Annotated in this window: 20 protein-coding genes; 16 read left to right on the top strand and 4 right to left on the bottom strand. The window is 61.6% G+C overall.

The genetic code is table 11. The features are described 5' to 3' along the window. Window positions 1–229 precede the first annotated feature (229 nt). Together ACTFPK_RS02365 and ACTFPK_RS02360 are read left to right on the top strand one after the other, a co-directional pair. Complete coding sequence (locus ACTFPK_RS02365; RefSeq protein ID WP_274735137.1) at window positions 230–733, top strand: hypothetical protein; 504 nt, start codon at window positions 230–232, stop codon at window positions 731–733. 223 nt (window positions 734–956) lie between these two features. Beyond that, window positions 957–1,709 carry an HAD-IIB family hydrolase gene (locus ACTFPK_RS02360; RefSeq protein ID WP_274735135.1) on the top strand — a complete coding sequence of 251 codons (753 nt, stop codon included), beginning with the start codon at window positions 957–959 and terminating at the stop codon, window positions 1,707–1,709. Here the strand turns inward: ACTFPK_RS02360 and ACTFPK_RS02355 are convergent. After that, complete coding sequence (locus ACTFPK_RS02355) at window positions 1,706–2,146, bottom strand: HIT family protein (RefSeq protein ID WP_439910978.1); 441 nt, start codon at window positions 2,144–2,146, stop codon at window positions 1,706–1,708. The two genes, ACTFPK_RS02360 and ACTFPK_RS02355, sit on opposite strands and share 4 nt — an antisense overlap. A 164-nt stretch (window positions 2,147–2,310) precedes the next feature. Here ACTFPK_RS02355 and ACTFPK_RS02350 point away from each other — a divergent pair, with 164 nt between their 5' ends. Together ACTFPK_RS02350 and ACTFPK_RS02345 are read left to right on the top strand one after the other, a co-directional pair. Beyond that, the gene (locus ACTFPK_RS02350) at window positions 2,311–5,211 is read left to right on the top strand and encodes a leucine--tRNA ligase (RefSeq protein ID WP_439911031.1); all 2,901 of its coding nucleotides are present in this window, start codon (window positions 2,311–2,313) and stop codon (window positions 5,209–5,211) included. Between the two features lie 126 nt (window positions 5,212–5,337). Beyond that, on the top strand, window positions 5,338–6,309 hold the full coding sequence (locus ACTFPK_RS02345; protein WP_439911030.1) for an aldose 1-epimerase: 972 nt from the start codon (window positions 5,338–5,340) through the stop codon (window positions 6,307–6,309). Window positions 6,310–6,321: 12 nt separating this feature from the next. On the opposite strand, the gene ACTFPK_RS02340 is transcribed toward ACTFPK_RS02345, so the two are convergent. Then, window positions 6,322–8,190: a helicase HerA-like domain-containing protein gene (locus tag ACTFPK_RS02340; RefSeq protein WP_439910977.1), complete on the bottom strand. Its 1,869-nt coding sequence runs from the start codon at window positions 8,188–8,190 to the stop codon at window positions 6,322–6,324. Window positions 8,191–8,306: 116 nt separating this feature from the next. On the opposite strand from ACTFPK_RS02340, the gene ACTFPK_RS02335 reads away from it, so the two are divergent. The 7 genes from ACTFPK_RS02335 to ACTFPK_RS02305 all read left to right on the top strand — a co-directional run bounded on the left by ACTFPK_RS02335 (window position 8,307) and on the right by ACTFPK_RS02305 (window position 16,453). Then, window positions 8,307–9,296: a helix-hairpin-helix domain-containing protein gene (locus ACTFPK_RS02335; protein ID WP_439910976.1), complete on the top strand. Its 990-nt coding sequence runs from the start codon at window positions 8,307–8,309 to the stop codon at window positions 9,294–9,296. A 140-nt stretch (window positions 9,297–9,436) separates the two neighbouring features. Further along, on the top strand, window positions 9,437–10,915 hold the full coding sequence (locus tag ACTFPK_RS02330; RefSeq protein WP_439910975.1) for a ComEC/Rec2 family competence protein: 1,479 nt from the start codon (window positions 9,437–9,439) through the stop codon (window positions 10,913–10,915). 398 nt (window positions 10,916–11,313) lie between these two features. Next, a complete protein-coding gene (gene rpsL / locus ACTFPK_RS02325) occupies window positions 11,314–11,688 on the top strand; it encodes a 30S ribosomal protein S12 (RefSeq protein WP_016443111.1) in 375 nt (124 codons plus the stop codon). Continuing rightward, window positions 11,688–12,158: a 30S ribosomal protein S7 gene (rpsG, locus tag ACTFPK_RS02320; protein ID WP_016443110.1), complete on the top strand. Its 471-nt coding sequence runs from the start codon at window positions 11,688–11,690 to the stop codon at window positions 12,156–12,158. Before rpsL ends, rpsG begins: the two co-directional genes overlap by 1 nt. A 42-nt stretch (window positions 12,159–12,200) precedes the next feature. Then, window positions 12,201–14,327, top strand: a complete 2,127-nt coding sequence (fusA, locus tag ACTFPK_RS02315; protein ID WP_274732793.1) for an elongation factor G — start codon at window positions 12,201–12,203, stop codon at window positions 14,325–14,327. A gap of 104 nt (window positions 14,328–14,431) precedes the next feature. Next, window positions 14,432–15,622 (top strand): elongation factor Tu, encoded by a 1,191-nt coding sequence (tuf, locus tag ACTFPK_RS02310; RefSeq protein ID WP_026428288.1) that lies wholly within the window; start codon window positions 14,432–14,434, stop codon window positions 15,620–15,622. A 138-nt stretch (window positions 15,623–15,760) separates the two neighbouring features. Continuing rightward, complete coding sequence (locus ACTFPK_RS02305) at window positions 15,761–16,453, top strand: HAD family hydrolase (RefSeq protein ID WP_439910974.1); 693 nt, start codon at window positions 15,761–15,763, stop codon at window positions 16,451–16,453. 92 nt (window positions 16,454–16,545) lie between these two features. Here ACTFPK_RS02305 and ACTFPK_RS02300 read toward each other — a convergent pair whose 3' ends face one another. Both ACTFPK_RS02300 and ACTFPK_RS02295 read right to left on the bottom strand, forming a co-directional pair. Continuing rightward, window positions 16,546–17,646 carry a zinc-binding dehydrogenase gene (locus ACTFPK_RS02300; protein ID WP_274733338.1) on the bottom strand — a complete coding sequence of 367 codons (1,101 nt, stop codon included), beginning with the start codon at window positions 17,644–17,646 and terminating at the stop codon, window positions 16,546–16,548. Next, complete coding sequence (locus tag ACTFPK_RS02295) at window positions 17,646–19,079, bottom strand: aldehyde dehydrogenase family protein (protein ID WP_274736033.1); 1,434 nt, start codon at window positions 19,077–19,079, stop codon at window positions 17,646–17,648. Before ACTFPK_RS02295 ends, ACTFPK_RS02300 begins: the two co-directional genes overlap by 1 nt. A 503-nt stretch (window positions 19,080–19,582) precedes the next feature. Between ACTFPK_RS02295 and rpsJ the strand changes: the two genes are divergently transcribed. From rpsJ to rplB, 5 genes are read left to right on the top strand one after another with little or no spacing between them, the layout of a single operon-like run. Continuing rightward, window positions 19,583–19,891, top strand: coding sequence for a 30S ribosomal protein S10 (gene rpsJ / locus ACTFPK_RS02290; protein ID WP_016443104.1), 309 nt, complete (start codon window positions 19,583–19,585; stop codon window positions 19,889–19,891). Between the two features lie 11 nt (window positions 19,892–19,902). Next, the gene (rplC, locus tag ACTFPK_RS02285; RefSeq protein WP_126134689.1) at window positions 19,903–20,568 is read left to right on the top strand and encodes a 50S ribosomal protein L3; all 666 of its coding nucleotides are present in this window, start codon (window positions 19,903–19,905) and stop codon (window positions 20,566–20,568) included. A 2-nt stretch (window positions 20,569–20,570) separates the two neighbouring features. Continuing rightward, window positions 20,571–21,218, top strand: coding sequence for a 50S ribosomal protein L4 (gene rplD, locus ACTFPK_RS02280; RefSeq protein WP_016443102.1), 648 nt, complete (start codon window positions 20,571–20,573; stop codon window positions 21,216–21,218). Beyond that, window positions 21,218–21,529 (top strand): 50S ribosomal protein L23, encoded by a 312-nt coding sequence (rplW, locus tag ACTFPK_RS02275; protein WP_016443101.1) that lies wholly within the window; start codon window positions 21,218–21,220, stop codon window positions 21,527–21,529. Before rplD ends, rplW begins: the two co-directional genes overlap by 1 nt. A gap of 33 nt (window positions 21,530–21,562) precedes the next feature. Next, window positions 21,563–22,399, top strand: coding sequence for a 50S ribosomal protein L2 (gene rplB / locus ACTFPK_RS02270; protein WP_016443100.1), 837 nt, complete (start codon window positions 21,563–21,565; stop codon window positions 22,397–22,399). The last annotated feature ends 4 nt before the right edge of the window (window positions 22,400–22,403 follow it).

Genomic DNA, 22,403 nt, shown 5'->3' with positions numbered 1-22,403 from the left:
TGCCAGAAGATGTCCGGGTAGCCCTATCCCTCGGCCCGCCGCCAGGTCCCGTGCTGGATCTGTCTTATTCGCGGTGGCCGCTTCGGATAGCTACCCTTAGTTGGTACCTACCCGCTTCCGGCGGGTGGTGAAATGAGTACGCGCGTTTCCACTTTCTTGCTATTTTAAGTGTGAAGTGCCTCGGGTCATGATCCCGTCGTGGCCGTCGCTCGTTACGGAAGGAATACTCATGAGCGAACAGAATAACCAGTTCCCTGATAATAACCCCGGTTATGGTCAGCAGAGCGCCCAGCCGGAACAGCAGTCCTACCAGCAGGGTTTTGATCAGCAAAATCAGCAAACCCAGCAGAGTCAGGCGCAGGGCCAGGGCTATATCCCCGCCCCGCAGCAGGGCCAGTGGGCGCCTTCGGCGTACTCAGCTCCGGGATACGGCTACCCGCCCCAGCCTCAGCAGCCGCACAACCCTTCCGGCTTTGCGGCGCTGTTCTCCACCAGCTTCTCCACCCGCGTAGCGCGTTCCATCGCGCCAATCATCATGATTCTCGCCTTTATCGTGGCCGGCTGCCACGTGCTCGTCTCGCTTTTCGCCATGATTAGCGTTTTCGGTGAATATACGCCCGCCACGGTCGCGCTTGCCGGAGTCCTCAGCTTCCTCCTCAGCCTCGTGGTTGCTCTCCTTATTATTGGCGGTGCCCGGTTACTCTGCGAGGCAGCCATTAAAGACGAACAGTAGGCAGGGCTAGCGCTCCGGGGCCGGGGCATGGGCTCCTCACCAGCCAGATACCCTGCCGTTCCCAACCCACCAGCGGGCTGATACATCGCAATGTATCAGCCCGCTGCGTCGTCGTAAGAACGCGTGGCTACCCTGTTACAAGGGCTGGGTCACCTGCCCTGCGGGTAGGTTAGTGCTGCCCAGTTATTTCGCATTTGCGCGGTCGGTGCACCATACTGTGGCTATGACGTCTTATCGCCTTATTGCTTTTGACCTGGACGATACCCTGGCACCTTCTAAATCAGCGCTGCCGGAACGCATGGCGCGAGCCCTGCGGGCACTGCTCGATACGTATGAAGTGTGCGTGATTTCCGGTGGCCAATTCGGACAGTTCGAAAGCCAGCTCCTGGAAGGACTGGATGGCACCCCCGCGGAACTTGCGCGTCTCCACCTCATGCCTACCTGCGGAACCCGCTACCTCGTTCACGATGAGGGACAGTGGCGCGATGTGTACGTCCGCAATCTCACCGCGGAAGAACGCCGGGATGCTGCCCTGGCCCTGGAAGAAGAAGCACGGCGGCTCGGGCTGTGGGAAAGCAGCACCTGGGGAGAGATCCTGGAAGACCGCGGATCCCAGGTGACCTTCTCCGCCCTCGGGCAAAGCGCCCCGCTGGAAGCGAAACGCGCCTGGGATCCGAGCGGGGAAAAGAAAAACGCGCTGCGAGAAGCTGTCGCAGCGCGTCTGCCGTACCTGGAAGTGCGTTCAGGTGGTTCAACGTCCGTGGATATTACCCGTAAGGGCGTGGACAAAGCATACGGAATTGCTGAATTATCCAAGCAAACTGGTATCCCCATCGCCCATATGCTCTTCGTGGGGGATCGGCTCGACCCGGCCGGAAACGACTACCCGGTTACCCGGCTCGGCATCGATACCCACGCGGTACGGGATTGGACCGACACCGCCGAATTTATTGAGAATCTGGTGGGGCTGGCCTAGGCAAGAGAACCGAGTTGTTCGGGAACGAAAGCCTCCCAGCCTTGTTCACGTAGGGTCACACGCAATTCCTCCATGGCTGCGTCCAATTCGGCGCCGGGCACATCCTTGCGAGCCGAAGCGAAACTGGTGACGTTTTCCGAATCGGCGGGAATAACGTGCAGGTGGGTGTGGGGTACACCCAGACCGGCGATGACCAGCATCGCACGATCCACCCCGAAAGCTGTGATCTGGGCTTTGCCGATCCGCTTGGCAACGATGAAAAGATGCGCTGCCGTCTCATCATCAAGATCTGTGAAACGGTCAATTTCCGCGCGTGGCACAACCAGAACATGCCCGCGAGCGTGAGGCTCAAGCGTTGCGAAAGCAACGCACACGTCATCGGCCCAAACAAAACGACCCGGAATCTCACCAGCAATGATTTTTGAAAAGACGCTCATGGTCCCAGTCTAGTCGCCGGCTTCGCCCTCTAGCTGTCATCTTTGCTGGCACGTGGCCGCCAGCGCAGCCTCGCGGCTGTGGACGACCTGAGATTTATCGGGGGAGAGAGCTACAATTGACCGAAGTCGACCGTCGAAAAGGAGTACCCTTGAGCGCTGAGGATATGACCCAGTTCCGCTACACCGCGGACCTGGCTAATGAGATCGAAGCCCACTGGCAGGAACGCTGGGAAGAGGAAGGTGCCTTCTACGCCGCGAACCCGGTTGGGGATCTCGCGGGTGATACCTCGGCTCCGAAGTTCTTTATCCAGGACATGTTCCCCTATCCCTCCGGGCGCGGCCTGCACGTGGGCCACCCGCTCGGATATATCGCCACGGATACCGTGGCCCGCTACCACCGCATGAAGGGTGAGAACGTCCTCTACACCATGGGCTATGACGCCTTCGGACTTCCCGCCGAACAATTCGCGGTGCAAAACGGCAAGCACCCGGCCATTACCACCGCGGAAAATATTGCCAATATGGCCGCCCAGCTGCATCGCCTCGGGCTTTCCCATGATTCACGCCGGGCTTTCTCCACCACTGATATTGATTACGTGAAGTGGACCCAATGGATTTTCACGAAGGTGTTCAATTCCTGGTTTGACCCGGATTACCCGCGCCGGGACGGGCGCGGAAATGGGGCGGCCCGGCCTATTGAGGAACTCGAGGCGAAATTTGCTACCGGGGAAAAGGCCACTCCGGATGGCCGGCCCTGGGAGCAACTCTCCAAGAAAGAAAAGGCGGAGGCACTCAGCGAATACCGCCTGGTTTATATTAAGGAAGCACCCGTTAATTGGTGTCCGGGCTTGGGAACGGTGCTCGCCAATGAAGAAGTGACCGCGGAAGGGCGCTCCGAACGCGGTAATTTCCCAGTCTTCCGGCGCAATCTCGCCCAGTGGATGATGCGGATTACCGCCTACGCGGATCGCCTCGTTAGCGACCTGGACACTATCGACTGGCCGGATAAAGTGCGGGCCATGCAGCAGAACTGGATCGGTCGCTCCCACGGAGCCACGGTTCGGTTCGAGCTTTCTGACGGTTCCGGGCGGGTCCTCGATGTTTACACCACCCGGCCCGACACCCTCTTCGGGGCCAGCTTCATGGCCGTTGCCCCTGAGCACGCCGCACTGGGCGGGACCGAGCCCGGCACGGAAGCTGATGCTCAGGCCCTGCTGGTTCCCGATAGCTGGCCGGAAGGCACCCGTGCAGAATGGACCGGCGGATACGCCACTCCACGCGAAGCGGTAGCGGCCTACCGGGCGCGTGCCGCCGCGAAATCGGATATGGAACGCACCTCGGATACCCACGAAAAGACCGGCGTTTTCTCCGGGCTCTTCGGAATCAACCCGGTCAATGGCGCCAAAGTTCCGGTATTCGTGGCGGATTATGTGCTGGTCGGTTACGGAACCGGCGCGATTATGGCAGTTCCTGCCCATGATGATCGTGACTGGGCTTTCGCGCGTGAATACAATCTGGACGTCATCCGCACCATCGGCCCGGCGGAAGACCCGTACGGCCCGAATTTGGAGGAAGGCGCCTATACCGGGGACGGCATCCTCGTTGATTCCGCCAATGAGGAGATCTCCCTCAACGGCATGAGCAAAACGGAATCCATGGCCGCGATCATCGCCTGGCTGGAAGAACGCGGGGCCGGAACCGCCACCGTCACCTACCGTCTGCACGACTGGCTTTTCTCCCGCCAGCGCTACTGGGGTGAACCCTTCCCGATCGTTTGGGACGAGGAGGGGATTGCGCACGCGCTACCCGAATCGATGCTTCCCTTGGAGCTGCCCGAAATGGAGGACTTCTCGCCGGCCTCTTATGATGCCGACGACGCAGATTCGCTGCCCCAACCTCCGCTGGAACGTAACCCGGAATGGGTGAATGTGGAGCTTGACCTGGGCGATGGCCTCAAGAAGTACCGCCGCGAAACCAATACCATGCCGCAGTGGGCAGGATCGTGCTGGTACGAATTGCGCTACGTGGATCCCACCAATTCGGATAGCTTCTGTGCCCCGGAAAACGAAGCCTACTGGATGGGCCCGCGTCCCGAGGCCGGTAACACTTCCGGCGGGGTGGATTTGTACGTGGGCGGTGTCGAACACGCGGTGCTCCACCTGCTTTACGCGCGGTTCTGGCACAAGGTCCTCTTTGACCTGGGCTACGTTTCCTCCTCGGAGCCTTTCCACAAGCTCTTCAACCAGGGCTACGTGCAGGCCTACGCCTATACCGATGCCCGCGGAGCCTATGTACCGGCCGATGAGGTAGAAGAACGCGAAGAAAACGGTGAAACGGTTTTCTACTACCAGGGGGAGAAAGTCAACCGGGAATACGGGAAGATGGGCAAATCCCTCAAGAACATCATCACGCCCGATGATATGGCCGATCAGTACGGCGCGGATACCTTCCGCGTCTACGAAATGTCCATGGGCCCCCTCGATGTTTCCCGCCCCTGGGATACCCGTGCGGTGGTGGGTTCGCAGCGCTTCTTGCAGCGGCTGTGGCGCAATATTGTTGATGAACGCACCGGTGAGGTGACGGTCAGCGATGCCGCCCCCGATGCCGAAACCGCCAAGCTCCTGGCCCGCACTATCGCGGGAGTTGCGGATGATTACGACCATATGCGTATCAATACCGCGATCTCGAAGCTCATCGTGCTCAATAACCACCTCACCGGGCTGGAAGTGGTGCCGCGGGAAGCTGCCTGCGCTATCGTGGCCATGGTGGCCCCGGTCGCACCCCATATTGCCGAAGAACTCTGGGCACGTTTGGGGCAGCCCGGCCTGGTGGCGCGCGCTAGTTTCCCGCAGGTCAGTGACGCATCGCTCCTCGTGGATGACACCGTCACCTGCGTGGTGCAGGTTAAAGGTAAAGTCCGGGCCCGCCTGGAGGTACCCCAGGATATTTCCGATGCGGATCTAACTGCCCGAGCCCTGGCCGAAGAACGGGTGCAGGCCTTCCTGGACGGCGAACCGCGCAAAATTATTGTGCGCGCCCCCGGACTCATCAATATCGTTCCCTAAATCGGAACGCAGTCAAGTATCGGGCTCTGAGGTGGTCCGGGCGCGGCGCCAGGCTTAGCGCCCGGAACTCAGGCACTCATCCAAGGGGAGGAACCCGCGGGATTAAGGAGGAATATCGTGGCACGTATGCGAATCACGGCGCACGACTTTGACGGTAACCCGGCGTGGCTTCTCAGCGCACCTGGCGGAGCCAGCGCCCTCGTAGCTGCGCGCGGGGCTACTCTCCTCTCCTGGGATACTGACGGTGAGGTGTTCTCCGGCTACCGCAGTGCCGCCGAATTAGAGGAGGCAGCCGGTGGACGTGGGCTCATCGAAGCTCCCTGGGTGGGGCCCCTCGCCGGCGGGTGCTACACCTGGGACGGGCAGAGCTACCACCTGGAGGCTGATACCACCGGTCGGTGCCTGCGGGTTCACACTTGTGAATTCCGGCGGGAACGCTCCGCAGATGCGCTTATTTTGCGCGCGGAGCTTCCCGCGGTCGCGGGGTACCCCTGGCCCGTGGGAATTCAAGTGGTCTACGCGCTGGGAGATTCCAGCGCGGGAACCCATAATCTGTCCGTCAGCGTGGAAGTGACGAACCTGGGTGAGAGCTGCGCCCCGGTGGCGGTCGCGTGGAACGGCTACTTGCGCTTCCCGCAGCTCGCCTCCATTTCAAAAATGTCGGCAACGGTCAGCGCTCGCACCAAGATCGCGGCCGATGCCCAGGGGATTCCGGCTCCCGGAGATGCCGCGCTCACCGGGGTAAGCACCCCCGTGGAGTGGCCGGTGCTCGGTGCTAGCCGTATCGACTCCACCTTCACCTCGCTGGTCCCCACCAGCGACGGCATCGTGGCAACCGTCCTCACCGATCCGGCCCGCGAACGCGATATTATCCTCGCCCAGGAACCGAGCGAGGCACCCTATGTGCGGCTATGGACCGGGGATACCCTGGAACGCGGGGCCCGGGAAGCACTCCTGGTGGCCCCGGCTTCCGCCCTCCCCAATGCTTTTAATCGGTCGGATCAAGTGGGGCGCGTGGCGTTGGCCCCGGGCCATTCCCGCAGCCTCACCGTCACTATGAGCTATCCGGCTACGTCCGCTTCGTACGCGCGCAAGTAGGAGGTGCCGGCGCTAGCGCCGTCGTCCGAAAATCGAATTAATAATCGAGCGGCCGAGCGACCTCCCGGCGCTGCGCACCACCGAATCGATGGCCGCATCGCGGCGCCGGGCCTGGCGCTCGGCAGCCTTTTCGGCATTCCGCTGAGCCTGCTGGGCGGCCCGCTCGGCTTCACGCTCGGCGGCCGCCAGCTTTTTCTCCGCCTCGCGGGCGGCTTTCTTCGCTGCGGCCTCCTCGGCCCGCCGCTGTTCTTCAGCTTCTTTAGCGGCCACCGCGGCAGCTTCCAGTTGCGCGCGCCGCTCGGCAACCCCACGCGCCGCGCCCTCGCTCGTGGCCTCCCCGGAAAGAGGAGCAGGCCGGGGTGTTGTGCCGAGGGCGGTGCTCAGCGCTGCCGGTGTGGCTGGGCCCATGACGGAGCGCGGCGCCCACAGCCGGGTAGGGGCCACTGCCGTAGGGGCGCCGTCGTCGCCCAAACCCGTGACCAGAGCTTCACCGGTCCCTAACGCGGGCAGCAGGGCTGCAATATCGAGGGGCGAGAAGGGGAAAGTTTTCGCTGTTTCCTTGAGAACCTTGACATCCTTGGGGGTGTGGGCGCGCAGGGCGTGGTGTATGCGGGTACCCAACTGTGCGAGTACCGATTCCGGAATATCCTGCGGGGTTTGAGTTACGAAGAAAACCCCCACGCCTTTCGAACGGATGAGGCGTACCACGCGGGTAACCTCGTCCACGAAATTCCGGGACGCACCCGAGAACAGTAGATGCGCTTCGTCGAAGAAGAACACCAGGCGGGGCAGGGGAGTATCTCCTACCTCGGGCAGGTCGGAAAAGAGCCGGCTGAGCACCCACATGGTGAAAGTGGAGAAAAGTTCGGGCATATCGCGCACGTCGGGAAGCTCCAGGGCGGAAATAACACCGCGCTCACCTTCGTGGGCAATGAGTTCGCTCGGACTAAAGGACGGACGCTGGAAGAACATATCCCCACCCTGTGCAGCCAGGGCAGATACTTCGCGCAAAATCACCCCGGCGGTCGCGGTAGATACCCCGCCAATACCGGAGAGCTCCGCCTTCCCATCCGTGGTCAAATAATGGAGTACCTCGCGCAGGTCCTCCAGGGTGTACAGTCGCAGATTTTCTTTCTCCGCCCACGCGAAAACCAAGGCCAGCGCCGATTCCTGGGTGTCGTTCAGTTTGAGGGCCCGGGCCAGGAGCAACGCACCGAAATCCTCCACCGTGGAGCGCAGCGGCACCCCGGTTGTTTCGGTGAGGGAATACAGATGCAGCGGGAACGAGGCCCCCGCCCACTCCTGCCCCAAAGCCCGGGTGCGCGCTGTGAGCTTATCGGAAGGCACGCCCGCTTCGCACAGGCCCGAAAGATCGCCCTTAATATCGGTAAGGAACACGGCCACGCCTGCCGCGCTTAGCTGTTCGGCCAGCAGCTGGAGGGTACGAGTTTTCCCGGTGCCGGTTGCCCCGCATACCAGGCCGTGCCTGTTGAAACTCGCGAAAGGCAAGCGCACCAGAACATCGGGCCGCGGATTCCCGGCCGGGTCCAGGTAGGCGCCCAGAGTGAGAGCCGGTCCGGATGTCTGGTAGCTGCGAGCCACCTCGCTCGCGTAATCGTCATCGTTGCGTTCGGCGCCTTGTTTCGGGGAGTCTTCCGGCGACGACGCCGCCGGCTGCACGGGTGGGCGCTTCTCTGCCGCGGTGGGGGGTGGAGTGTCAGTGGCGGTGTCGGTGGCAGTTGAGGCTTCTGAAGCGAGTGACGTTTGTGCGGCGAGGGCGGCATCGAGGCGAGCCTGGGCGAGTTCGGCTTCCGCGCGGGCAGCTTTGGCAGCGGCTTCGGCCGCTTCGGCGCGCAAGCGGGCAATATCGGCGTCGTTCATACCCATATTGTAGAGCGGCGGTGGCGGTACCTATCCACAGCTGGTCAAACGTCAGTGTTATCCCCAAGCGGGCGGCGGTGCCGGCGTGAGGGCGCGAGGGTGAGCATGATGGGGCCATGATTACTTTATTACCTCGCCCCGCCCCGCGCCTCAGCCTGCCCCATCCCGATCCGGTACCGGAGGCAGGTCTGGAGCCGAGTGTGGGTGGGCCGCAGGGCCGCAGTGCGGTACGGGATTTCGCGGATCTTGCCCTTGGGGCTGGTACCGGTGAAGATATCGCCGTGCTCACCACCCCCGCGCAAGCATCTCGGTGGCGCTGGTCTCCTCGAGCACTGGGTGCCTTCGCTATTGCTCTGCTGGGCGGGCTCCTCATTCTTGGGGCGCTGGCCTGGCTCGGGCGTGGAGGTGGTCCCACTTCCGCCAGCCCCGCAGCGGTGCCACCGGGGAACAGTGTGGCCAGTTCGGGTGCCAATATGGAAGATCCGGCTGTGGTTTCTACCGATCCGCAGGCTTCGCCGGGCCCTTCGCACGGCCGGGTAATGGGTAGCACACCTGGGCCGGCTGGCCCTACCGCGGGAGAATCCGCTCCCGCAACCATCGTTGCCTATATTTCTGGTGAAGTGGCCACTCCGGGAGTGTATAGCGCTCCCGGTGGAGCTCGGGTTAACGACCTGGTGGAATTAGCTGGCGGGCTCACTCCGAATGCGGACGGTGCCGTGGTCAATCTAGCCGAACCCGTGGCGGATGGCTCTCACATCCACATACCCGCACCCGGTGAAGCACCGCGAGCACGCATCGGCTCTGGAGCTAGCACAAGCCCGGGTGGGAGCGGTGGTAGCGCAGGTGGGAATAGCGGTGGGGCGGGCGGCGGCGCGGCCGGTGGGGATAAAGCATCTGGGAAAGCCGGCTCGGGTGCCCTGATCAACCTTAATACCGCCTCAGCCAGCGACTTGGAGAGCCTCCCCGGGGTTGGCCCGGCTACCGCTCGGGATATCCTCACCTGGAGGGAAAACAACGGCCCCTTTACCGCTCCGGAAGATCTTCTTGAGGTCCCCGGTATTGGACCAGCTAAATTTAATAAGCTTTCCGCGCTGGTGACAGTATGATCCGCAAGCTCGATGTCCCGCGCAGTCGCAGTGCCAGGGGCAAGCGCAGCGATCTGTGCAAGCCTAGGGTGTTCGGCGATCCCCGCACTCGCAGAAGCCAGCGAAGTTCGCATTGCGCGCATGCGGGCCACGGTCAGGATATGCGCCTCCTTCCATCAGCCGCCGCGGCCCTGGGCGGGGCGTGGGCGGCGCTGAGCGGGTATGCGCACTTCGGATTCCTCGGTGCTGCCCTGTGCATCGTGGCAGCTTGGGCAGTAACCGGGTATGCCCGGGCGCATCCCGGCCGGCGCGGGAAAGCAAGCGGGGTGGTTTTGAGTATCCTCGCGGTGGCGTGCACGCTGGGTGCTACCAGTATCGCCGGGCTGCTCGCCCTCTCTGCCGCGCATATCCCGGCAGTCAGGGGAAGCGTGGAACTGGATGCCTATGTCATGACCCGCCCGGAACCCTCCACTATGCCGTGGGGAGAAGAAAAATGCACGGCGCTGCTGCGCCCCGCAAAGATCACCACCGCTGGCCCGAACGGGGTGCAGCTTGCCAGCGGCCCCCGCGCGCGAATCCGAGCGGAAGTTCCCTGCACAGCCCTGGCGGGTCAGCGCGTGTTTGGGCAGGGCCGACTCACCCCCGCGCACGGGCGGCGGGAAAGTGCCCGCTGGTCCGGGCCTGCCCTCCAAACACGCGGGAGTGGCGCGCTGAGCGCCGGCATCGTTCACCGCATCGATACCGCGCTTGCCACGCTGCTCTCCACCCGCCCTGAGCACGCCCGCGGCCTTATCCCCGGGGTCGCCCTCGGAGACGATAGCCGGGTATCCCCGGAACTGGAAGAAGCCATGCGCACAACGGCCCTTACCCATCTCATTGCGGTCTCCGGGGCTCATGTATCCCTTGTTCTCGGCATCATTATTATGGCGGTGGGCCGGGCCCGGCCCCTGCGTACCGCGTTAGCGGGAGTGGTGGGTTTAGGTGGACTGGTTATTCTGGTGGGACCCGCGCCCTCGGTTATCCGGGCGGCACTCATGGGCCTGGTGGTTCTCGCAGCAGTGGGAATGAACCGCCGAAGCCAAGCTATCAATGCCCTGAGCTGCGCGAGCATCACCGCTGCCCTCATTGATCCGTGGCTCGCAACCGGCTACGGTTTCCTGCTCTCCGCCAGTGCCACCCTCGGAATTATCTGCGGAGGATACCCGCTTACGGAACACCTCAGCAGGTTCTTCCCGGCCGCACTCGCCCGGGTCGTTGCCATTCCGCTGGTGGCCCAAATCTCCTGCCTACCCGTACTGCTCCTCTTCACCGAAGCTGGGTCGCTGTGGGCGGTTCCGGCTAATGCGCTTGTGGCACCCGTCGTCGCACCCCTCACTATTTTCGGACTTGTCGGGGCGCTCACCGCACCGCTGTTCCCGGTGCTCGCCGGCCTCGCCATCTCCTTTGCGCAACTGGCCACGTGGTGGATTGACCACGTAGCCCGCGCCCTTGCCTCCCTACCGGGATCGGGAATTCCCCTTGTCCTTGCCGGAATCGGTCATATATGTGCGGTCTTGGTGCTCCTGGTGATACCCCGCCTGAGCGCAATCCTGATTCTGGTGGCCGCCCTCGTGGCCCTCGGGCTATCACGAGGCCTATAGGACACTTGGTGTTGGTTTTATCCGGACTTTTCGGCTTGCTAGCAGGCTCGAATCGGGTTCGAACTCGGTTTGACTCGAGTTTCGGTGTGGTTTTTTTTTTTTATTTTTAAATTGTGGGGCGGGGTGGGGTTGTTGGTGCGGGGGGGGGGGCGGGGGGGCCCCCCCCCCCGCTGCGGCGTCGTCGTACAAAGAAGAGCCGGGACGGGCCCGCAACCCGTGTGTTTCCTAACACCTCAGCCCGCGAAGCTTTGACGGCTCCTCGTGTTAACCGCTATTCTTGTTTAGGTTGCCTGTTTGCGGGTCTGTTGTGGCGGCCTCCGGCCGTCCCGTAATGAGCGGTGTGCGTTCGGGCAGATTTGGCAAACGTTATAATATTCATCTGTCTATCAGGAGAAGTAGTGCCTACAATTCAGCAGCTGGTCCGCGAGGGCCGCGCGAAGAAGAAGCGCGCTCCTAAGCGCCCGGCGCTTAAGGGGAGCCCCCAGCGTCGTGGGGTGTGCACCCGCGTGTTCACCACCACCCCCAAGAAACCGAACTCTGCGCTCCGTAAGGTTGCCCGTGTTCGCCTGTCCTCCGGCATCGAAGTGACGGCGTACATTCCCGGTGAAGGTCACAACCTGCAGGAACACTCCATCGTGCTCGTTCGCGGCGGTGGCGTGAAGGACCTCCCCGGTGTGCGGTACAAGATTGTCCGCGGCGCCCTTGACACCCAGGGCGTGAAGAGCCGCAATCAGGCTCGCTCCCGTTACGGCGCCAAGAAGGAGAAGAAGTAATGCCTCGTAAGGGTCCGGTTAAGAAGCGTCCGCTGGTCAGCGATCCGGTTTACAATTCTCAGCTGGTGACTCAGCTGGTCAACCGCGTCCTCGTGGATGGCAAGAAGTCCCTGGCGCAGTCCATCGTCTACGGTGCGATGGAAGGCGTGGCGGAAAAGTCCGGGCAGGATGCCCTGGCGGTTCTCAAGCGCGCTATGGATAACATTCGTCCGCAGCTGGAAGTGCGTTCCCGCCGTGTTGGTGGTGCCACCTACCAGGTGCCGGTGGAAGTCAAGGCTGGCCGTTCCACGGCCCTTGGCCTGCGCTGGCTGGTGGAATTCGCGCGCCAGCGTCGCGAAAACACCATGACGGAACGTCTCCTCAACGAAATCCTCGATGCCTCCAACGGCCTTGGTGGCGCTGTCAAGCGCCGCGAGGATACCCACCGCATGGCGGAAGCCAATAAGGCCTTCGCCCACTACCGCTGGTAATCACCAGGGTTATCTGACCCGCGAGATAGAAGAGAGCGAAAAGTGGCACAAGAAGTGCTTACGGACCTTTCCAAGGTTCGCAATATCGGCATCATGGCGCACATCGATGCCGGCAAGACAACGACCACCGAACGCATCCTGCTCTACACCGGCATTAACCACAAGCTGGGTGAAACCCATGACGGCGCATCGACGACCGACTGGATGGAACAGGAAAAGGAACGCGGCATTACGATTACGTCCGCCGCGGTCACCGCGTTCTGGAAGGGTACGCAGTTCAATATCATCGACACCCCCGGCCACGTTGATTTCACCGTGGAAGTGGAGCGGTCCCTGCGCGTGCTGGACGGCGCCATCGCGGTGTTCGACGGTAAGGAAGGCGTGGAGCCGCAGTCCGAAACGGTGTGGCGCCAGGCTGATAAGTACCACGTGCCGCGTATTTGCCTCATCAACAAGATGGATAAGTTGGGGGCCAACTTCGACTTCTCCGTCCAGACCATTCGGGATCGCCTCAGCGCTCACCCGACGGTCATCACCTTCCCGATCGGTGCGGAAAATGACTTCTCCGGTGTGGTGGACGTTCTCAAGATGAAGGCGATCCGCTTCCCCGAAAAGGACGCTCAGGGTAATGACACCTGGGGCGCCGTGGTGGTGGAAGAGGAGATCCCGGCGGAACTCCAGGCCAAGGCGGAAGAACTGCGCATGGCCGCTATGGAAGATGCCGCGGAAGCTTCCGATGAACTCATGGAGAAGTACCTTGAGGACGGCGAGCTGAGCACCGAGGATATGATCAAGGGTCTGCGTATCCGCACGATCGCCTCGGAAATCTACCCCGTGTACGCCGGTTCGGCCTACAAGAACAAGGGTATCCAGCCCGCGCTGGACGGCGTGGTGCACTTCCTGCCCGCCCCGATTGACGTTCCCGCTATCAAGGGCTTCAAGCCGGGTCACGAAGAAGACGGTGAAACCGAAGAACGCCACCCGAGCGAGAACGAACCGTTCTCCGCGCTGGCTTTCAAGATTGCGGTGCATCCCTTCTACGGCAAGCTCACCTACATCCGCGTGTACTCCGGTAAGGTCTCGGCCGGCACCCAGGTGCTCAATTCGGTCAAGGGCCGCAAGGAGCGCGTGGGCAAGATGTTCCAGATGCACTCCAATAAGGAAAACCCTGTTGAAGAAGCGCATGCCGGGCATATTTACGCGTTCATTGGGCTGAAGGACACCACCACCGGTGATACCCTCTGCGCCCAGGACGCCCCGATTATTCTTGAGTCCATGTCCTTCCCGGAGCCCGTGATTCACGTGGCCATCGAGCCGAAGTCGAAGGGCGACCAAGAAAAGCTTTCCGTGGCTATTCAGAAGCTCGCGGAAGAGGATCCGACCTTCACGGTTCGTCAGGATGAGGAAACCGGCCAGACCGTTATCGGCGGTATGGGCGAACTCCACCTCGACATCCTCGTCGACCGTATGAAGCGTGAGTTCAAGGTTGATGCGAACGTCGGTGCTCCGATGGTTGCCTACCGCGAGACGATCCGCAAGAAGGTCGATAGCGTCGAATACACCCATAAGAAGCAGACGGGTGGTTCGGGCCAGTTCGCACGTGTCATCGTGACGTTTGAGCCGCTTGACTCCAACGAAGACGGCGACACCTACGAATTTGTCAACGCCGTGACCGGTGGTCGCGTTCCGCGTGAATACATCCCGTCTGTCGATCAGGGTATCCAGGAAGCCATGCAGAATGGTGTCCTCGCCGGGTTCCCGGTGGTGGGCGTCAAGGCCACCCTGGAAGACGGCGCTTATCACGACGTCGACTCCTCGGAGCTGGCGTTCAAGATCGCGGGTAACCAGGTGTTCAAGGAAGGCGCACGTCGCGCCAACCCGGTGCTCCTGGAACCCATCATGGACGTGGAAGTCCGCACCCCGGAAGAGTACATGGGCGACGTTATCGGCGACCTGAACTCCCGGCGCGGTATGATCAAGTCCATGGAGGATGCGACGGGCGTCAAGATCGTGCGTGCCAACGTGCCGCTGAGCGAAATGTTCGGCTACGTTGGTGACCTGCGGTCGAAGACCCAGGGGCGCGCGGTGTATTCCATGCAGATGGATTCCTACGCCGAAGTCCCGAAGGCCGTTGCGGAACAGATCATCGCGGAATCTCGTGGTGAATAGTCGCCGGTTTCGTTTACAATAGGTAACTGTTCGGAACAGACCGGATTATGCGCGAGCATCATCCACATAGCTGTAAGTAATTTCTAGAGTCCCAGGAGGGCCCAGTGGCGAAGGCCAAGTACGATAAGTCCAAGCCGCATATGAACATTGGCACCATCGGTCACGTCGATCACGGAAAGACGACCACGACCGCTGCGATCACCAAGGTTCTGTCGGATAAGTACCCGGATCTGAACGAGTACACCCCGTTCGATCAGGTTGACAACGCTCCCGAAGAGCGCCAGCGCGGTATTACCATCAACGTGTCCCACGTGGAATACCAGACCGAGAAGCGTCACTACGCACACGTTGACGCCCCCGGCCACGCGGACTACATCAAGAACATGATTACCGGTGCGGCCCAGATGGACGGCGCGATCCTCGTGGTTGCGGCGACCGACGGCCCGATGGCCCAGACCCGTGAGCACGTGCTGCTCGCCCGTCAGGTGGGCGTGCCCCAGATCATCGTTGCTCTCAACAAGTCCGATATGGTTGACGACGAAGAGCTGCTCGAACTGGTGGAAATGGAAGTTCGCGAACTTCTCTCCTCCCAGGATTACCCGGGCGATGACCTCCCGGTCGTGAAGATCTCCGCTCTCAAGGCGCTGGAAGGCGATCCGAAGTGGGTTGCTTCCATCGAAGAGCTCATGGATCAGGTGGACAACTACTTCGAGGATCCGGTGCGTGACACCGACAAGCCGTTCCTCATGCCAATTGAGGACGTCTTCACCATTACCGGCCGTGGCACCGTGGTCACCGGTCGTGTGGAGCGCGGTATCCTCAACCTCAACGAGGAAGTGGAAATTCTCGGTATCCGCGATACCCAGAAGACCACCGTTACCGGTATCGAAATGTTCCACAAGCAGATGGATTACGCCGAAGCTGGCGAAAACTGCGGTCTGCTGCTCCGCGGCACCAAGCGTGAAGATGTTGAGCGCGGCCAGGTTGTGGCCAAGCCCGGCACCATCACCCCGCACACCCAGTTCGAAGCTCAGGTCTACGTGCTGAAGAAGGAAGAAGGCGGCCGTCACAACCCGTTCTTCTCCAACTACCGCCCGCAGTTCTACTTCCGCACCACGGACGTCACCGGCGTCATCACGCTGCCCGAAGGCACCGAGATGGTCATGCCCGGCGACAACACCGAGATGTCGGTTGAGCTCATCCAGCCCATCGCCATGGAAGAAGGCCTCGGCTTCGCTATTCGCGAGGGCGGCCACACCGTTGGTTCAGGGCGCGTCACCAAGATCATCAAGTAACTTGATGCATCGGCGCGAAGCTACCCGGCCACCGGGTAACTGAGCAAAACGTCCGCCGCGAGGCGGGAAGGGACCCTAGCATTGCGCTAGGGTCCCTTTGTATTTGCACGACGCCGCAGAACTTGGCAGAGTGGCGCTATGGCTCTCGAGGATGTGTATAGAAAAATCGGGTTTCTCGCTAATACGGCGGGCGGCGGGGCTGGGGCGGAAAACGCAATCGCGGTAGGCGCGGTCCCGGCGGCGCCGGTCGCGGTGCTCTGGGATATGGACGGCACCCTGGTGGATTCGGAAGAAGAATGGGCCCGGGTATCGGGGAATGTGGTGCGTGCCCACGGCGGAATCTGGACGGATGAAGATATCGTGGCTATCCGCGGGGCAGATACCATCGCGCACGGACGGCGCATGATGGATGCGGTGCGCCGCGGCGGGGGAGAGGTGGATCCCTGGAAGATGTTTGCCGAGGTGCTGCGCGCCATGGCCGATCACATGGCAGATGCCCAGCTTATTGACGGTGCGGGGGCGCTTCTCGATGCTTTTTCCGCGGCGGGTATCCCGCAGGCTCTTGTGACGGCCACCCCGGGCCGCCCCGTGGAGATCTTCCTCGCCGGTCCGGGCAGCCGGTTGGAAGCGGCGGTTACCGGGGACGATGATGTCCCCGGTAAACCGAATCCCGCTCCCTACCTCCTGGGTGCTGAGCGCCTGGGCGTTGCTATTGAGAACTGCCTCGCTTTCGAGGATTCCGGGCCCGGATTAGCCGCGGCCCGCAGCGCCGGCGCTTTCACCGTGGATGTGGGGGAGTTCCCCCTGGTTGAACTCGCGGCCTTACTTTAGCCAGTGCGCTGATGAGTTCCTGGCCACATCTGGTGGCGCAGTCGAGGCCGGCAGCGCAGCTAGAGCGCAGTTAGAGCACAGCTAAAGCGCAGTTAGAAGGACGTGATGACGACGCGGCCAATGCCGGCGTGGTGCTCGGCCATCGCCTGATAGGTCGCATCGATATCATCGAGGCTAATCTCGGTGGCAACAAGGTCATCGAGGTGGAGGCGGCCCTGTTGGTAGAACTCTACGTACTGGGGAATATCCGTCTTGATATCGGTATTCCCCATGTACACCGCGTGGATATGGCGCCGGTGCACGAAGAATTCGTTGAGCGGATTGATCGTCCACTCCATCTCGGGCTTAAAGACCCCCGCCACGTACACGTCCCCACCCTGCCGGGTTGCCGCGATGGCCGTTTCCATCGTGGGTACGATGCCGAGTGCCTCGAAGGACTTATCGACCCCGCGCCCATCAGTAGCCGCGAAAATCTGCTCGATAGCGTTCGGATCACCCGCGTTGACGAAATGGGTCATCCCAAATCTCTTCCCGAATTCTTCCTTCTCCGGGTTGGTATCCACCCCGATAATCCGCCCGGCCCCGGCAATGCGGGCGCCGTTGACGATGCTCAGGCCCACCCCGCCCAAGCCCACCACGGCCACGGTGTCGCCGGGGCGCACCTGCGCGGTGTTAAGAGCGGCGCCCGCGCCGGTAATAACCGCGCAGCCGATCACACAGGCCTGCGGGAACGGCATCTCGGGGTCAATTTTCGCCACTTGGTGTTCGTGTACGAGCGCTTGTTCAGCAAAGCCGGCGATACCGTAGGTCTGGAAAATCGGTTCGCCGTTGCGGCTCAGCCGCGGGGCTTCATCTGGGCCGCGCAGCGTTTCCTCCGGGAATTCGCATTCGTACATACGCGATTCCCGGCAGGCCCGGCAGTGCCCGCAGTATTGGATAAGGGAGGCAACCACGTGGTCTCCGACCTTAATTTCCTTCACGTCCGGGCCGACGGCGGTAACGATACCGGCGGCTTCGTGCCCGAGTACCTGCGGGAAGGGGAACCCGAAATTGGTGGTGGAGAGCGTGAGATCCGAGCGGCATAGGCCGGAGGCCTTGACGTCGAAAAGGACCTCGCGGCCGATGGGTTCGGCAATCTCGATATCTTCGATGGTGAACCCGCCACCCACAGAATTTACTACTGCTGCTTTCACTATGACTCCTTTCCTGAAAGCGAGGAGAGAAACTCCGCCGCGGAGATTCCCTCCGGGAGAAGAATCGACTGGATATTGGCGAATTCGCGTACCCCTTCGTAGCCCATCTCGCGCCCGAAGCCGGAGCGCTTGACACCGCCGAATGGCATGCCGGCGGGAACAGCGGGAACCGGGGAGTTAATGGCAACGGTGCCGGTATCTACCCGAGCGGCAACGCGCGCAGCGTGCGCCACGTTCACCGAATGAACCGTTCCGCCCAGCCCGTAGCACGAATCATTAGCCAGTCGGATTGCTTCTTCTTCCGAGGATACCCGGTAAACACTCCAGACCGGCCCGAAAATTTCCTCGTAGAAAATGGGATTATCCCGCTCCACGTTTTCCAGAAGCGTCGGCTGCACCCAGGTATCTCCCTCGGGAACAATATGGCCCAGGGGAGTGGCGCTCGCCCCGCCCTCGATAGCCCGCCGGATCTGATCATTGACCGTGGCGGCTTGCTCGCGGGAGGACATGGGCGGCACGGTGGTATCTTCGGCAGCTGGATCCCCGGGTCGCAGCTGCGCGGTGCTCTCTTTGAGCCCGGCCACGAACCTGTCATAGAGAGCATCGGGAACGATCATGCGCTTGGGGGAGGCGCAGACCTGCCCAGCGTTGAAGCACCGTCCCATAATCGCCAGCTGGATGGTGGCCTCAATATCGGCGTCGTCCAAAATAATAAAGGGATCAGAACCGCCCAGTTCCATAACGGATTTCTTCAGGTGCCGGGAAGCGAGCTGTGCGATTTTTGCCCCCGCGGCTTCCGAACCGGTGAGCGTGACGATACGCACCCGATCATCGCTGATGAGCCGCTCCACTTGCGCGTGGGTGGCGTAGAGATTTTGCCACACACCGCGGGGTAGTCCGGCATCGTAGAGTACGTGAACGATAGCCGCGGCACATTGCGGCAAAATTGACGCGTGCTTGAGAATAACCGTATTTCCGCAGAGCATTGCGGGAGCGAAGCCGCGAATGGCCTGGTAGTAGGGGAAGTTCCACGGTTCAATTTCGACGACGACGCCCTCGGGGCGATAGGCAATATAGCCTTCGAAAGGCGCGGCGGTGGAGCTGACCGGGCGCGGAGCTAAAATATTTTCCGCTTCATCAGCGAGCCAGCGCAGCATGGTCGGCACGGTGTTACCCGCTTCCCCGGTGGCTTCCCCAATGAGTTTGCCCATTTCCAGGGTGGCCAGCGCCCCCAGTTCGCTCGCGCGATCTTCCGCGATATCGGCGGCCCGGCGCAGAATAGCGGCGCGTTCGGCAAGAGAGGTGCGGCTCCACGTCTGGAATGTTTCGTGGGCGAGCTCAAGCGCTTTATCCACTTCTTCATCGGTGGCATAGGGGAATTCGGCGAGCACTTCGCCGGTGTAGGGATTTGTTGATCGATAGGACATCTTCATCTGCCTCCTCGGTATGGTGGATGATCACTCGCCCGCGACACCCGCGTCGCTACGCGATGTAGATCACTTAACGCCATGCTAAGTGGTGGCGCATCCCGGGGCAAGGGTGGGGGAAATGGTGCCATTGGCGGCCCGTGGGGCCGAGAGATCGAGAGGCGGCGTCGTCGTACTTATGACGTGAAGCGCCTCACGACGTGCGTTTCTTGCGTGAGCTGCGGCCTTTCGGTAAAATTTTTACCCGTGCCGGCTGGCCTTTGGGCTCGCTGGAAATGAGAAACGGCGCACGTTCGCCGTGAGAGTCTTGAAAGTAAGCCGAAGCTTTTGGCATACTTAACAAGTTGCTCGGATTACGAGCGAAGGAACTTAATCGGTTACCCAACGCCGATTATCGTATAAAGGGTTCTCCGTAACCTCACATAGGGCATGGCTACTAGATTTACCTCCGGTACGACACGCCCGAGTGCGGGTACCGGGCACCGAAGCTAAAGAGAGGTAGACGCGCCATGGCGGGACAGAAGATCCGCATTCGGCTGAAGTCATATGACCACGAGGTCATTGATAGCGCGGCCAAGAAGCTCGTCGATGAAGTTGCGCGTACCGGCGCGACCGTGGTGGGACCCGTCCCGCTGCCGACGGAAAAAAACGTTTTTTGCGTTATCCGCTCGCCCCACAAGTACAAGGACTCCCGCGATCACTTTGAGATGCGCACACACAAGCGCCTTATTGACATCGTGGATCCCACCCTGAAGACGATTGACAGCCTGCGCCGTCTCGATCTTCCGGCTGACGTCAACGTGGAAATCAAGCTCTGAGGTAATACGCAATGAACTCCAAGCAAGCTGTTGCCAGCAAGCCCGTGAAGGCTTTGCTGGGCACGAAGCTGGGGATGACCCAGCTCTGGGATGAGGACGGGCGCCTCCTTCCCATTACTGTTGTGCGCGTGGGCACCAATGTGGTGACCCAGGTTCGCACCCCCGAGGTCGACGGCTATTCCGCCGTGCAGCTCGCCTCGGGCGACGAAAAGACGAAGAACGTCACCAAGCCGCTCCAGGGCCACTTCGATAAGGCCGGTGTCACGCCGCGCAAGAAGCTGGCGGAAATCCGCACTCCCGATGCCAGCGAATACACGCTCGGGCAGGAACTGACCGCGGATATCTTCGAAGCGGGTCAGTCCGTTGACGTTATTGGTACCTCCCGCGGTAAGGGCTTCGCCGGTGTTATGAAGCGTCACGGCTTCGCCGGTGTTTCGGCCTCCCACGGTGCGCACCGCAACCACCGCAAGCCCGGTTCCATCGGCGCCTGCGCCACCCCCTCGCGCGTCTTCAAGGGTCTGCGCATGGCTGGTCGCATGGGTCAGGACCGCGTGACGGTGCAGAATCTGTCCATCCACTCCGTTGACCTCGAGAACGGCCTGTTGCTCGTGGTTGGCGCCATCCCCGGTGCAAAGGGTGGCTCGGTTGTGGTCCGCACGTCCGTGAAGGGAGCCTAACAATGGCAGACTTCAAGATTGACGTTCTCGATGAAACCGGCAAGGTGACCTCGCAGGCCACCCTCCCGGCTCAGCTCTTTGATCTCGACTTCAATATGGCGCTGGTGCACCAGGTCGTCAACGCGCAGCAAGCTGCGGCTCGCCTGGGTACCCACGCCACGAAGACCCGCGGTCAGGTATCCGGCGGCGGCAAGAAGCCGTGGCGCCAGAAGGGGACCGGCCGGGCCCGCCAGGGTTCGATCCGCGCTCCGCAGTGGGTCGGTGGCGGCGTTGTCCACGGCCCGCAGCCGCGTGACTACTCGCAGCGCACCCCCAAGAAGATGATTGCGGCAGCGCTGTTGCAGTCCCTCTCGGACCGGGCTCGCCACGAGCGTATTCACGCCGTGACGGCTTTCGTTGCGGATGAGACCCCGTCCACCAAGGCTGCGCGTGCGCTCATCGAAAAGATGAACGAAGGGCGCAAGGCGCTCGTTGTGGTCCAGCGTGAAGATGATGCGTCGGTACTCTCCGTGCGCAATCTGCCGCAGATCCACGTCCTCTACGTTGATCAGCTCAATAGCTACGACGTTCTTGCTGCTGACGACGTCATCTTCACGGAAGCCGCGCTCGGCGCGTTCGTGGAGAAGAACACCAAGAAGGATGAGAAGTAATGACTGAGAACGGTAACTTCTGGAATAAGAACCCGCACGATGTCATCCTCGCCCCGGTGATGTCGGAGAAGAGCGCGCTGCTCGAAGAACAGGGTAAGTACACCTTCTTCGTGGATCCGCGTTCGAACAAGACCGAAATCAAGCAGGCCGTCGAAGCGATTTTTGGCGTCAAGGTTGCCTCCGTCAACACGCAGAACCGCCAGGGCAAGACCCGGCGTACGCGCAACGGCATCGGGCGGCGCAAGAATACCAAGCGGGCCATCGTGACCTTGCGCGAGGGCTCCATCGACATCTACGGCGAAATCGTCTAATAGGCGATTCGAGGAACTGAGGAATAAGAACTCATGGGAATTCGTAAGTACAAGCCGACGACCCCGGGTCGTCGCGGTGCGAGCGTTGCCGACTTCGCCGAGATCACTCGTTCGACCCCGGAGAAGTCCCTCGTTCGTCCCCTGAAGAAGACCGGTGGACGCAACAACCAGGGACGCATCACCACCCGCCACAAGGGCGGTGGGCACAAGCGCCAGTACCGTCTCATCGACTTCCGTCGCTGGGATAAGGACGGCGTGCCGGCCAAGGTTGCGCACATCGAATACGATCCGAACCGCACCGCGCGTATCGCGCTGCTCCACTTCGCTGATGGCGAGAAGCGTTATATCGTTGCTCCTCGCGGCGTCAAGCAGGGCGATCTCATCGAAACCGGTCCGAATGCGGATATCAAGCCCGGCAACAACCTGCCGCTGCGCAATATCCCTCTCGGTACCACGGTGCACAATGTGGAACTCAAGCCGCTCGGCGGGGCGAAGATCGCCCGCAGCGCCGGTGCTTCCGTGCAGTTGGTTGCCCGCGAAGGCAAGTACGCGCAGCTGCGTATGCCTTCCGGTGAAATCCGTAACGTGGACGTGCGTTGCCGCGCCACTGTCGGTGAAGTCGGCAATGCCGAGCAGGCGAATATCAACTGGGGCAAGGCCGGCCGTATGCGCTGGAAGGGCGTTCGCCCGACCGTCCGCGGTGTTGTCATGAACCCGGTGGACCACCCGCACGGTGGTGGTGAAGGTAAGACGTCCGGTGGGCGCCATCCCGTTAGCCCGTGGGGCAAGAAGGAAGGCCGTACCCGCCGTCCGAACAAGGCCAGCGACAAGCTCATCGTGCGCCGTCGCAAGACCGGCAAGAAGCGCTGAGGAA

Source organism: Actinotignum sp. UMB0459 (genome assembly GCF_051905915.1).
GTDB classification, from domain to species: domain Bacteria; phylum Actinomycetota; class Actinomycetes; order Actinomycetales; family Actinomycetaceae; genus Actinotignum; species Actinotignum sanguinis.
Note: the sequence above shows the minus strand (reverse complement) of the source record. Positions and strands in the feature narration are given on the sequence as shown.

Bases quoted from the DNA above. Each gene is read 5' to 3' on its own strand.
- ACTFPK_RS02365 (WP_274735137.1), top strand. From the start codon at position 230: ATGAGCGAACAGAATAACCAGTTCCCTGATAATAACCCCGGTTATGGT.
- ACTFPK_RS02360 (WP_274735135.1), top strand. From the start codon at position 957: ATGACGTCTTATCGCCTTATTGCTTTTGACCTGGACGATACCCTGGCA.
- ACTFPK_RS02355 (WP_439910978.1), bottom strand. From the start codon at position 2,146: ATGAGCGTCTTTTCAAAAATCATTGCTGGTGAGATTCCGGGTCGTTTT.
- ACTFPK_RS02350 (WP_439911031.1), top strand. From the start codon at position 2,311: ATGACCCAGTTCCGCTACACCGCGGACCTGGCTAATGAGATCGAAGCC.
- ACTFPK_RS02345 (WP_439911030.1), top strand. From the start codon at position 5,338: ATGCGAATCACGGCGCACGACTTTGACGGTAACCCGGCGTGGCTTCTC.
- ACTFPK_RS02340 (WP_439910977.1), bottom strand. From the start codon at position 8,190: ATGAACGACGCCGATATTGCCCGCTTGCGCGCCGAAGCGGCCGAAGCC.
- ACTFPK_RS02335 (WP_439910976.1), top strand. From the start codon at position 8,307: ATGATTACTTTATTACCTCGCCCCGCCCCGCGCCTCAGCCTGCCCCAT.
- ACTFPK_RS02330 (WP_439910975.1), top strand. From the start codon at position 9,437: ATGCGCCTCCTTCCATCAGCCGCCGCGGCCCTGGGCGGGGCGTGGGCG.
- rpsG (WP_016443110.1), top strand. From the start codon at position 11,688: ATGCCTCGTAAGGGTCCGGTTAAGAAGCGTCCGCTGGTCAGCGATCCG.
- ACTFPK_RS02305 (WP_439910974.1), top strand. From the start codon at position 15,761: ATGGCTCTCGAGGATGTGTATAGAAAAATCGGGTTTCTCGCTAATACG.
- ACTFPK_RS02295 (WP_274736033.1), bottom strand. From the start codon at position 19,079: ATGAAGATGTCCTATCGATCAACAAATCCCTACACCGGCGAAGTGCTC.
- rpsJ (WP_016443104.1), top strand. From the start codon at position 19,583: ATGGCGGGACAGAAGATCCGCATTCGGCTGAAGTCATATGACCACGAG.
- rplC (WP_126134689.1), top strand. From the start codon at position 19,903: ATGAACTCCAAGCAAGCTGTTGCCAGCAAGCCCGTGAAGGCTTTGCTG.
- rplD (WP_016443102.1), top strand. From the start codon at position 20,571: ATGGCAGACTTCAAGATTGACGTTCTCGATGAAACCGGCAAGGTGACC.
- rplW (WP_016443101.1), top strand. From the start codon at position 21,218: ATGACTGAGAACGGTAACTTCTGGAATAAGAACCCGCACGATGTCATC.
- rplB (WP_016443100.1), top strand. From the start codon at position 21,563: ATGGGAATTCGTAAGTACAAGCCGACGACCCCGGGTCGTCGCGGTGCG.